The 12131-nt window shown below is 43.4% G+C and carries 10 protein-coding genes; 6 read left to right on the plus strand and 4 right to left on the minus strand.

Features of this window, described 5'->3' with window-relative positions; genetic code table 11:
• Window positions 1-20: 20 nt before the first annotated feature.
• The 3 genes from DBZ36_RS18695 to secD form a co-directional block, all read right to left on the minus strand.
• Window positions 21-1112 (minus strand): calcium:proton antiporter, encoded by a 1092-nt coding sequence (locus tag DBZ36_RS18695; RefSeq protein WP_120356508.1) that lies wholly within the window; start codon window positions 1110-1112, stop codon window positions 21-23.
• Between the two features lie 245 nt (window positions 1113-1357).
• Window positions 1358-2263, minus strand: a complete 906-nt coding sequence (gene secF, locus DBZ36_RS18700) for a protein translocase subunit SecF (RefSeq protein WP_199711928.1) — start codon at window positions 2261-2263, stop codon at window positions 1358-1360.
• The gene (gene secD / locus DBZ36_RS18705) at window positions 2263-4053 is read right to left on the minus strand and encodes a protein translocase subunit SecD (protein WP_120356518.1); all 1791 of its coding nucleotides are present in this window, start codon (window positions 4051-4053) and stop codon (window positions 2263-2265) included. Before secD ends, secF begins: the two co-directional genes overlap by 1 nt.
• A 600-nt stretch (window positions 4054-4653) precedes the next feature.
• Between secD and rbsD the strand changes: the two genes are divergently transcribed.
• From rbsD to DBZ36_RS18735, 6 genes are all read left to right on the plus strand, one after another.
• Complete coding sequence (gene rbsD / locus DBZ36_RS18710) at window positions 4654-5073, plus strand: D-ribose pyranase (protein WP_120356509.1); 420 nt, start codon at window positions 4654-4656, stop codon at window positions 5071-5073.
• Between the two features lie 25 nt (window positions 5074-5098).
• Window positions 5099-6604 (plus strand): ribose ABC transporter ATP-binding protein RbsA, encoded by a 1506-nt coding sequence (gene rbsA, locus DBZ36_RS18715; RefSeq protein WP_120356510.1) that lies wholly within the window; start codon window positions 5099-5101, stop codon window positions 6602-6604.
• Complete coding sequence (gene rbsC, locus DBZ36_RS18720) at window positions 6601-7584, plus strand: ribose ABC transporter permease (protein ID WP_120356511.1); 984 nt, start codon at window positions 6601-6603, stop codon at window positions 7582-7584. Before rbsA ends, rbsC begins: the two co-directional genes overlap by 4 nt.
• Before the next feature lie 58 nt (window positions 7585-7642).
• Window positions 7643-8521: a ribose ABC transporter substrate-binding protein RbsB gene (rbsB, locus tag DBZ36_RS18725; protein ID WP_120356512.1), complete on the plus strand. Its 879-nt coding sequence runs from the start codon at window positions 7643-7645 to the stop codon at window positions 8519-8521.
• A gap of 137 nt (window positions 8522-8658) precedes the next feature.
• Entirely contained in the window at window positions 8659-9582 is a 924-nt protein-coding gene (gene rbsK / locus DBZ36_RS18730) for a ribokinase (RefSeq protein ID WP_120356513.1), read from the plus strand.
• A 50-nt stretch (window positions 9583-9632) separates the two neighbouring features.
• Window positions 9633-10634, plus strand: a complete 1002-nt coding sequence (locus DBZ36_RS18735) for a substrate-binding domain-containing protein (RefSeq protein WP_120356514.1) — start codon at window positions 9633-9635, stop codon at window positions 10632-10634.
• A gap of 231 nt (window positions 10635-10865) precedes the next feature.
• Here the strand turns inward: DBZ36_RS18735 and DBZ36_RS18740 are convergent, their stop codons facing one another.
• Complete coding sequence (locus DBZ36_RS18740) at window positions 10866-11744, minus strand: patatin-like phospholipase family protein (protein WP_120356515.1); 879 nt, start codon at window positions 11742-11744, stop codon at window positions 10866-10868.
• Window positions 11745-12131 lie beyond the last annotated feature (387 nt).

Consider the following 12131-nt stretch of genomic DNA (forward strand, 5'->3'; position numbering starts at 1 on the left):
AACTCTTGAATCAGCCAAACTTAATCAAACATTAAGACCACATAAGCGAAGAACAGTATTAGATGTGTGGCTCCGTTAAGGGTGTTGGTTTTGCCGCTACTAAAGCTAACTGCAGTCATGAGCAAGGTCGCAAGCAGAAGTACCATTTCTGCAGCCTCTAATCCCAAGCGGATCGGCTCATTCATTAAAGTGGATATCAGAAGAACCGCTGGTACGGTCAAGGCTATTGTGGCCAGTACTGAACCAAAAAATAAGTTCATTGCGCGTTGTAATTGATTATTTAGAGCCGCTTTAACAGCTCCAACCGCTTCTGGTGCAAGTACAATTAGAGCGACTAGCAACCCTCCCAACGCAACCGGCGCACCCATTTCACCAATGGCGGTGTCTATCGGTAATGCAAGACTTTTAGCCAGTAAAATCACGATGACCAAGTAGCTGAGCAGCATCAGACTATGGTAAGTGGTACTTTTTATTGGGCCGTAATGGTGCTCTTCGTCTTTATTATCTTCGTCGATAAAAAAATGGGTATGGCTGCGAGTTTGAATGAATAGGAAAACAGCATACAAGGCAATTGACGCGATGACTAAGGTCAAGGTTAGGCTGGTGGACATATTTCCGAAAGCATCAACACTGGTGAAATTAGGTAGAATCAAACAAAGCATGGCCAATGGAATAATCCCAACTAAATAGGATTTAATACCATCGAGGTTATAGGATTGGGTGTGGAACTTGATGCCACCGATCAACAAGGTAATGCCAACCAAGCCGTTGAGTACCGCCATGATCACCGCAAACATTGTGTCTCTGGCCATTACTGGGTTGGCGTCTCCGGTCATCATGATGGATGAAATCATAATCACTTCGAGAGAAATCACCGCCAGCGTAAGTATTAGGGTGCCATAGGGGTCGCCTAATTTAATAGCCAATGCGTCAGAGTGACGCACCACAGCAAAAATAGTGCTTAATACGATGAAAAATAAAACACCGGTTGTTGCCATGTAAGCTAGTGCTGGTAGACCAGATGTGAGTAGTTGATCGCCTACACTTTTAAAAAACACAACGGCAACGATACCGATGATGAGTATGTATTCTTCTCGTAAAACTTTTAACATCTTGACCTCTTAGCTGTTTCTAACAATAAATTTTCGCTCTAGGCTCGTTTTCAATGGGACTGGGTAGGTTTTGTCGTTGGTACACAGGATTTATGCGTTTAATTTTGAACTAGGCAGGGCGTTAACAACATGAATTATAGAAATTCATATATGCACTAACGCCGCTGATATTGGTTTGTCATAGGTGCTTGTTTGGGAGTCCTAAAGTAACTTCAGCAATCCCAAGCTAGCGTGCGCAGTAGGGGCTAAGGCATAGCGTCAATCGGGTCTTTATCATCAACTACTTGATAGTGCTGCGCTTGTAGGCCCATCATTTTTGGTAGAACAGTTCCAATTGATATCGACGACCATGTGCCACTAGCGATACCTAAACATAGGGCGATTGCGAATCCTTCTAACGCTGGGCCTCCAAGCAACCATAGTGCCGATACGGTGACTAAGGTGGTTCCGGAAGTGACAATGGTTCTTGATATTGTGGACGCGATAGATTGATCGAGTAATGTATCGATATCGCCGTTGGGTTGGGATCGAAGTACTTCTCTGATCCTATCTGAGATAATAATTGAGTCATTGAGCGAGTAGCCCATGACAGCTAGTAAAGCCGCGAGTACGGTTAGATTGAATTCAAGCTGTAAACAAGCGAATAATCCTAAGACCAATAATATGTCATAACTTAGAGCAATAATTGAGCCTAAAGCCAAGCGCCACTCGAATCGATAACTTAAGTAGATCATGGTTAAAACAAAGCAAAGTAGGATTGCTAAGCTACCTTGTTCAATCATATCTTGACCCACTTGCGGGCCAATTACACTGCTGTTTAGAATTTGAAATTCGCTACTTAACAAGGCCACTGAATCGTTAAGCGCAGCAATTGAATCATTATCTTGCACGCCATAACGCAGCTGCCATTTCCCGTCACCCTGCATTGATAGTATTTGAACTTCATGACCGAGGTCGCTTTCTAAATGCGCTTTGATATCTGTCTGTTCTAAATTAGGGTCAAGTAAAATATCAGCGACTACGCCACCAGTAAAATCAAGGCCCCAGTTGTAGCCTCGTTCAATCATGAAAAATAGGGACGCGAGCAAAAGAGCCACTGAAACCAAACTCATAAGACTGCGTACTTGGGTCAATCTATTGAAATTTTGCATTATATTTTCTCCTCGCGTGAGGTGTTCTTTCCCCAAAAATGATTGATGAGTAGTCGAGAGGTGAATACGCCAGTAAACAAGCTGGTCAATAGCCCTAAGCCAAGCGTTAACGCGAAACCTTGGATAGGACCGTTACCGATTGAATACAAAGCGATGGCAACAATCATGGTGGTAAGATTGGCATCAAAAATTGAACTGAATGCGCTAGCAAAGCCACTATCAATTGCTTGTGCAAGGTTTCGTCCTTGCTTTAGTTTGTCTCGAATACGCTCAAAGATTAAAACATTGGTATCGACAGCCATGCCCACCGTCAACACTAGTCCTGCGATTCCAGGGAGCGTTAACACTGCGCCAGGTAGCAATGCAATGAGCCCAAACAGACACACCATATTGATCAGCAATGCCAAATTGGCAATCCAGCCCAAACGACGATACCAACAAGCAATAAATACCAGAGTCAAACTAAGACCAAGCGCCAAAGCAGCAAATCCACTTTTCACGTTCTCGGCACCCAATGTAGGACCAATTGTTCGCTCTTCTATAATGGTGACAGGTGCAGTCAGAGATCCTGCTCTTAGCAGTAAGGCCAACTCTTGTGCTTCGTGCAAAGAGCCCGCACCTGTTATTCGGAACCGATTTCCCAATTGTGATTGAATGGTTGCGATACTGATCACTTCACTGGCTTTCTGGCTTTGACCATTTTGCCCGCGGCTGTATTCACTAAAGACTGTTGCCATGGGGTTACCGATGTTCGAACGCGAGAAATTAGTCATCAAGCGCCCGCCGGCTGCATCAAGCGTTATATTGACTTCTGCGCTGCCCATCTCTCCAATGTTAGCCCGCGCATCAATAATATGTTCACCGCCTAGTATTGGCTTGCGTACTAAATTTATTGGGTTCCCATGTTGATCCTTGACGACTAAACTCCTAGCTGAGTTTTGGTTGTGAAGCGCATGGAATGCTAGGGAAGCAGTTGCACCAATAATGTCTTTGGCTGCGGCTGGGTCTTGCACCCCTGGAAGTTCAATACGAATTCTGTTCTCACCTTGGCGCTGGACAATGGCTTCGGTTATGCCGAGCTCTTCAATTCGACCACGCATGGTTTGTAGATTTTGTTGCACAGCTAAACTAAGGATTGAGGCTTGTTCTTCTGTGCTTAGCACTAAACGAAGCTGAGAATCGTCTTGGGTAATAGACCACTGTGAAAAGTGCTGTCGGATTTGAGTTCTTGTTTCCCGCAAATCAGCGTCGTTTTGAAAGCTAAGGATTAGCTCACCGTTGTTAGCTCTACCACTTAAACGGCGATTATCTTGGCGTAATTCGTCGAGCAGTGCCTGAGCGTGGGATTGATAAACCGACGCGACATCAACTTCGAGTAAAAACTGAACACCACCTCTTAAATCCAACCCTAGTTTAATTGGACTAAAGCCTAGATTGCCTAACCAGTCTGGTGCTGCGGCCTCCAAGGCGAGGGCAATAGTGTGTTGGTTGTCGATATGTTGGCTTAGAATTTGACGCGCGTTTTCTTGCTGACCCGGGGATGCAAAAGCAACAACAAAACTATCATCTTGTTGGGTAATGCTATGCGTCTCAACACCGGCTTGGCTTAAATATAATGACAGGTCAACAGCATTGAGTGTGCCGTTGCGATTCGATACATGTAGCGCTTCACGCTCCCCATACACAGATGGCAAGGCGCTTAAGAGCATGGTAATCACGGTGACTGCTAGCACAATATATTTCCAGCGGGCGGAATAGTTTAGAGGCGCTTTAGAACGTTTCGGTTTCATAAGTGAGTAACTCTCGGTATTAGTTTTAGAGCTTGCGTTCATCAGTATTTTTCTTGGCGTTAAGTGTTGGAAATGGATGAGGTGCTATTTCGTTGCTAATGAGTTTATGCGCGTAGCGTACGGTTGAATGGCAGTTAGCACTAGGGGTTACAGAAATTCATATTTGGGCTAAAGGTCCAATGTGTCGTTATAACTACGCTTTAGCGAAGAAATATTTGGAATCTAATAAATGCGTGGGGATAAAATCAAAGCTGGTTGTTTTGATGCCGATTCAGCATTAGACATGCCTTCACTAAAATAGCTTAAATGGCAAAAAGGGCTTTTTAGCCAAGTAATAGAATGTATGGACTATTGTCATCGGTATGTTAGGCGTTCTTAACACTTAGAAAAGTATTAAAGCTTAGGATCCAAAAGTGATAAAGCTCACTGTTACGCTTGAAACTTAGGTATGTTTTTGAGCGAAGATCACAATTTTTTGATAAGAAAGCGGCATATTGTTTAGATGAGCGTTATGTTTATTTCAGTTTAAGGAATTTTTTTGGATTGCCATCGAAACGTTTCGATGGTTTGTTGTCAATACTTCATCATAGGTTTTAATAAATGAAAAAGACGCGTTTACTCAACTCTGAAATCTCATTTTTAGTCGCGTCAATTGGACACACTGACGAAGTCACGATCGCGGACGCAGGCTTACCAATACCCGCTGAAGTAGAGCGAATTGACTTAGCGTTAACGCATGGAGTACCAAGCTTTATAGAAACGGTCACCGCGATACTTAGTGAGCTTCAAATAGAAGGTGTTGTGGTAGCTGAAGAAATGAAAAGCTTTAATTTGCCGGTTCACCAACAATTACTGAAATTGATATCGGAAGAAGCTAAAAAAAGTGAGAAAACGATTAACATTTCTTATGTTTCCCACGCCGATTTCAAACAGCGCACCAACAACAGTAAAGCGGTTGTGCGCACGGGAGAATGCAGCCCTTATGCCAATGTCATTTTTCAATCTGGCGTGACCTTTTAAGGCCAATAATGAAATGGGAGCGAATATGACTGAAGCACTTTTAGAGCTTGCTCAGATAGACAAGGCTTTTCCTGGAGTGAAAGCTTTGGATAATGCTTGTTTGTCAGTTTACCCAGGTAAAGTTATGGCCTTATTGGGTGAGAATGGCGCAGGAAAGTCCACGTTAATGAAGGTTTTGACTGGCATATATTCGAAGGATAAAGGCTATATTCGCTATCAAAATACCCCCGTAAATTTTACCGGGCCAAAGCATTCCCAAGAGGCAGGAATTAGCATCATCCATCAGGAGCTCAATCTGATTCCGGAGCTTACGATTGCAGAGAATATTTTCCTAGGTAGAGAAAAAGTTTCGGCTTTGGGACGTATCAAGTGGTCCGAAATGTATCGCGAGGCTGATGCCTTACTGAAGCGTTTGCGAGTATCGCGCAGCTCAAATATACCCTTGGGAGACTTGAGTTTAGGCGAGCAACAAATGGTGGAAATCGCTAAAGCATTGTCCTTTAATTCCAAAATTATCATCATGGATGAGCCGACAGACGCCTTAACAGATACCGAAGCTCAATCTTTATTTGAAGTTATTGCAGAGCTTCGTCAACAAGGCTGCGGTATTGTCTATATTTCCCACCGTCTCAAAGAGATCTTCCAAGTCTGTGATGACATTACAGTATTGCGAGATGGAAAGTTCGTTGCCCAGTGTGCCGTTAGTGACACTAACGAAGAAAAGTTAATCGAGATGATGGTGGGCCGCAAACTAGAAGAACAATACCCTCGTATCGATTCCAGCCTTAGTACAACTTGCCTTGAGGTAAAGCATTTAAGTGGGAGTTGCGTAAAGGATGTTAGCTTTTACTTGAATCATGGCGAAATCTTAGGGATTTCTGGCTTGATGGGGGCAGGTCGAACGGAACTGGCAAAAGTGATTTATGGCTCGTTAAAAAAAGATGCAGGTGAAGTGACCCTCAACGGGAAAGCGATCCATTGTAAAACACCTCAGGAAGGTTTGGCCTGTGGTATCGCGTATATATCTGAAGATCGCAAGGGTGAGGGCCTAGTACTAGGCTTGTCGGTTAAAGAGAATATGACACTGAGTGCACTAGCCGAATTGAGCAATATGGGGCAAATCCAACATAAGAACGAAGCAACTGCTGTCGAAGATTTCATCAAAATATTCAATATTAAAACGCCTTCAAGAAACCAAACTATTGGTAACTTATCGGGTGGGAATCAGCAGAAAGTCGCTATTGCCAAAGGTTTAATGACCAAACCTAAAGTGCTTATTTTGGATGAGCCGACACGAGGCGTCGACGTTGGCGCCAAAAAAGAAATATATCAATTGGTCAATCAATTTAAAGCTGAAGGTATGAGTATTATTTTGGTTTCTTCAGAGATGCCCGAAGTGCTCGGCATGAGTGACAGAATAATCGTAATGCATGAAGGCCGAATTAGCGGAGAGTTTACCGATAAGGATGCCAATCAAGAAAAGCTCATGGCTTGCGCTGTAGGTAAAGAATTTAAAGAGGTCGCAGCATGAGCAGTTCGTCAATTAATAAATCTGAACAACTTCATAACCGCAGACGCTTGTCAAAAGCTTGGTTAATTGAACAAAAGTCGCTCATTGCATTACTATTTTTGATTGTTGTTGTCTCGTTTTTAAGCCCTAATTTTTTTACGACCGATAATATTTTGAATATTCTTCGGCAGACGTCGGTTAACGCCATCATCGCTGTTGGAATGACATTGGTTATTTTGACTGCGGGTATTGATCTCAGCGTTGGTTCAGTTTTGGCTCTTTGTGGCGCTTTTGCCGCGAGTCTTGTTGCCATGGAAGTGTCGGTATTTATAGCTGTGCCTACCGCCTTGATTGCGGGGGCAGCATTAGGAGCGATAAGTGGTTTGATTATCGCTAAGGGTAAAGTTCAAGCTTTTATCGCCACCCTGGTCACAATGACCTTATTACGCGGTGTGACCATGGTTTATACCGATGGAAGGCCAATTTCTGCAGGCTTTACTGATACCGCTGATGCATTTGCATGGTTTGGTACCGGATATGCGCTGGGTATCCCAGTACCTGTATGGCTTATGGTTCTTGTCTTTGCCCTTGCATGGTACGTTTTAAATCACACCCGTTTTGGGCGCTATGTCTATGCTGTGGGCGGCAATGAACCTGCTACACGCTTATCGGGTATCAACGTGGATCGGGTAAAGATAGCGGTCTACTCAATCTGCGGTTTACTTGCTGCATTGGCAGGCATCATTGTGACGTCTCGCCTATCGTCCGCGCAACCTACAGCAGGCATGGCTTATGAGCTTGACGCTATTGCGGCAGTTGTTCTTGGAGGTACCAGTCTTGCTGGCGGACGTGGTCGTATTATGGGCACACTAATCGGAGCCTTGATCATAGGCTTTTTGAACAACGCGTTAAACCTCCTAGACGTATCTTCCTACTACCAGATGATCGCTAAAGCGGTGGTCATTTTGTTAGCAGTACTAGTTGATAATAAAAATAAGTAACTCTACCAACTGAGCGAGTTTAAACAGCTGCTCAACTATTGAAAGAAAGGACAATAACATGAAAAAACTTGCGACTTTAATCTCTGCTACATTTTTGTCTGCGACGATGAGTACCGGTGCAATTGCTCAAGATACGTTGGCTTTAGTTGTATCGACATTGAATAATCCATTCTTTGTTTCCATGAAAGATGGCGCTGAGAAAAAAGCTGAAGAACTAGGATACAATCTGATCGTTCTGGACTCTCAAAATGATCCAAGTAAAGAGCTATCGAATGTGGAAGATCTGTCGGTTCGAGGTGTTAAAGCGATTTTGATCAATCCAACCGATTCAGATGCCGTTTCGAATGCCATCCGCATGGTAAACCGAACTGATATCCCAGTACTAACGCTCGACCGCGGAGCTAGTCGTGGTGACGTTGCGAGTCATATTGCATCGGATAACATTGTCGGCGGAGAACTTGCAGGGAATTACATTGTTGAGGCTCTAGGTGCTGATTCAAAAGTGATTCAACTTGAAGGTATTGCCGGAACTTCTGCAGCGCGAGAACGAGGTGAAGGCTTTATGAAAGCAGTAAAAGCTAATGGCTTAACTTTGTTAGCCAGTCAGCCAGCTGATTTCGACCGTACCAAGGGATTGAATGTGATGGAGAACCTCTTGGCTGGAAATCCTGATGTTCAGGCTGTATTTGCGCAGAATGACGAAATGGCCTTGGGCGCGCTTAAGGCAGTACAGGCTTCAGGTAAGCAAATTATGATTGTTGGCTTTGATGGCACTGATGATGGGCTAGCTGCTGTGAATCGTGGCGATTTAGCTGCAACCGTAGCCCAGCAGCCAGAGCTAATTGGTGCTTTGGGCATTGAAACAGCGGATAAAATACTAAAAGGTGAAAGCGTTGAATCGTATATACCTGTGCCCTTAAAAATTGTGACCAAATAAGCGTATACATGGGGAGAGTTCACGCTTTCCCCATGGTGAAGTTGTTGCTAAACGCTGTGGTGCAAATGTCCCACAGCTGCGGACAATTAAAGATGTAGTTTCTTAGTACAATATCCCAATGCCTTAAAGGGTAAGTTATGAGTAAGCTAGTTGTATTTGGCAGTGTAAATGCTGACCATGTTGTTAAAGTCCCTTCGTTTCCCAGACCCGGTGAAACTTTACATGGCTCGGCTTACCAGGTGATTTCTGGCGGTAAAGGTGCGAATCAAGCGGTAGCAGCGGCTCGATTAGGGGCTGATATTGGATTTATTGCTTGTGTAGGTGACGACCCTTTTGGCCAAATGACAGTCAAAGAATTTGTGAAAGATGGAATCAATGTCGATGCCGTGCTCATAGAAAAAGCAATGCCAACTGGCATCGCGATGATCCAAGTTGCAGATACTGGAGAAAATAGCATTTGCATTTCCGCTGAGGCGAATGGGCAATTAAATGCTGAGCGATTAAGACCGTATTTAGGATGCATTGAATCGGCAAAATATTTATTGCTTCAGTTAGAAACACCAATGGATGGTGTGGAACTAGCCGTTGAAAAAGCTCACGCCGCAGGAGTTACCATCGTCCTTAATCCTGCACCCGCCAAGGCATTAAGTAATGCACTTCTCAAGCACATTAGCATTATAACTCCCAACGAAACGGAAGCCGAGCTGCTTACAGGCGTTACAGTAAGCGATGCTCTTTCAGCCCAACAAGCGTCTGATGTGCTGTTTTTCAAAGGGGTTAGTGTGGTTATGATCACATTGGGAGCGAAAGGAGTGTGGCTGAGTAATCAAGTTGGAGTTGGAAAAATGATTGCAGGTTTTAAAGTTAAAGCTTGTGATACAACTGCTGCAGGCGACACGTTCAACGGTGCGCTGGTTACAGCCTTGATAGAGGGTAAATCACTGGAAGACGCAATCGTTTTTGCCAATGCCGCTGCCGCTATTTCAGTAACACGTTTTGGTGCGCAAACATCAATACCGAAACGCCAAGAAGTCGATAAGTTCCTAGACAACAACGGCTAATAAAACATAAGCTTAAGTTTTATCTATTCACTGACAATTTGAGTTAAATCATGGCTTCAATGAAAGATGTTGCAAAGCTAGCTGTGGTATCTACTTCCACTGTTAGTCATGTCATTAATAAATCACGATATGTAAGCGAAGAGATTACTGAACGCGTACTAAAAGCGGCTAAACAACTCAATTACTCACCATCAGCTTTAGCTCGTAGCCTAAAAACTAATCGTACACGGACCATTGGTCTGTTACTGACGACATCAACAAATCCTTTTTTCGCTGAAGTAGTTAAGGGCGTCGAAAGACGCTGTTACGAGCAAAACTATAACTTGATACTCTGTAATAGCGAGGGTGACGAAACACGAATGAAAGCCTCCGTTAATACCTTGCTGGAACGTCGAGTTGATGGCTTGATTTTGCTTTGTTCAACACTAGAAGGGCAACATCTAGATGTGTTCGATTGTTATAAAGATATTCCGACTGTCGTTATGGATTGGGGGGATACTCATTTCCCTAGCGACAAAATAAAAGACAATTCGCATTTGGGGGGCTATATGGCCACTCAATACTTAATTGAACATGGACATAAAAAGATAGCCTGTATTACTGGGCCTTTAGACCGGCAACAAGCCCAACAGCGTTTTAATGGATTTAAACAGGCACTCAAGGAAGCCGGGCTAGCTCTACAACAGCAGTGGATTATTCCTTCAAACTTTGAATGCGATGGGGGATACGAGGCCTTCAATACTCTGTTAGCAAGCTCTGAGCTTCCAAGCGCTATATTTGTTTGTAATGACATGATGGCTATGGGAGTCATTAATGCAGCCCATAAGAAAGGTATTAGAGTACCAGAAGACATATCACTCATTGGATATGATGACGTCGATATTGCCAAATATATGGTGCCGGCATTAACTACCATTCATCAGCCCAAGTTTAGGCTTGGAAGTACGGCTGTAGATACCTTGCTCAAACGGATTGAGAATAAGGATGCCCTGTTAAAGCAAGTTCAATTGGAACCGACGTTAGTTATTCGAAATAGCGTCAAAACTATCTAATCATTTTTTTGCAATATCCGAATGTTGGCTCTGGTATCCGGGTTAATTGAAGACCAGCTCAGACGGCCATCAAACATTGTGTTTTATTGACAGCCCTAGTTTACCCCGTGACCATCTCATTCGTCATTTAGATGGATATGATCATAGGACGGGTCATCCTGATGCTGGCGACGAAGCAAGTTAGATTAAAAAATGAGCTCAAGCTAAAAACATCCTTAAGGCAAAGACCGGCTAAAGCAGACTGAAGTCTTGGCCATCAAGTATCTGAACGTTACTTTGGACATCTAAAAACTTCTTGGGAACGATATCAAGTGCCGTTCTATATCCAATCTCATATAAGCGGAGTTTGTCTTGGCTATTAAGATGAAAGTCGACAGGGGAGGTATTTCCGGTTTCTACAACTATCGTCTGATGCCAAAACTTATCGCTTACATATTCTCGAGAAATGGTCGTCATAAAGGTACGAATCAACAATGAAATGTAAGCGGCAATAGGAAACATCCCATTTGTTTCTAATGGCTTTGTATCGTTATCACCCCGTAATCGAAAGCAAATCACTGATGTTCCGTTAGCGGCCCAATCTTGGTGTAAAGCGTCCTCTGATAAAATACTACCGTCGACCATCAAATAATCTTTGTAAGGTTTAAAAGAAAAAATAAGCGGAATTGACATCGAAAAACGAACGGCACGAGACACTTTTTCATCAGGGCTGGTTTTTGCATCAAAGACAACTGGAGACCCAGACCGAACGTCAGTCGCGACGATGTGCAATTGAATTGGGAGCTGACTAAAGGTTACGCCATTAAGTAATTTGTCTATCCAGGCCTCAAACTTATCACCTGAACTCAAGCCACCATGTCGAAGTAAACTGAGTAAAGAAAAGCCCTTAAACTTTTCGAAATCCGTATTCATCGCTATGGATTTTATTTGTTCTACATTCATTCCACTGGCGTACAACGCGCTGACAATACTTCCGCCGGACACCCCCACGATATGTGAAAATTGAACGTCTAGCTCGGATAAAGCTGCAAGAATGCCAATGTGCGCGGGAAGACGAGTTCCTCCTCCTGCAAAGATAGGAACGATGGATTTTGCGTCGCTCAAAGGCATGTTTCTTCCTCTTAAATGCTACGTGAAATAGCGATGCATTTTCGATTGAGCTTAGGGGCTAAGTTGAATTCTAAGCAATGGGCATTCTTTTGAAAAGGCTGTCCAATTTATTGATAATCCAAGTATAGACATCAAGTAGGTAAACGCATAAAAATGGTCCAATTTAGTTGACCCTCAAACTACAATGAACTCCTGAAATATCACTTTGTCTGCATTTAATATGTACGTGTTGCAACGGAACTGGAACCAGCGCTCTCGCTATATGTAAACCAATCCAAGTAAACATTCACTCAATCTAGCCGAATAAAATCGGCAATCTCATCTTCAAAAATTTTGTCGTTAGACCCGCTAGCGACTGCAACTTTTTTCTCGACCATGATGATTTTC

Origin of the sequence: Alginatibacterium sediminis (genome assembly GCF_003610775.1) — a bacterium.
In the GTDB taxonomy this organism is placed as follows: Bacteria; Pseudomonadota; Gammaproteobacteria; order Enterobacterales; family Celerinatantimonadaceae; genus Alginatibacterium; species Alginatibacterium sediminis.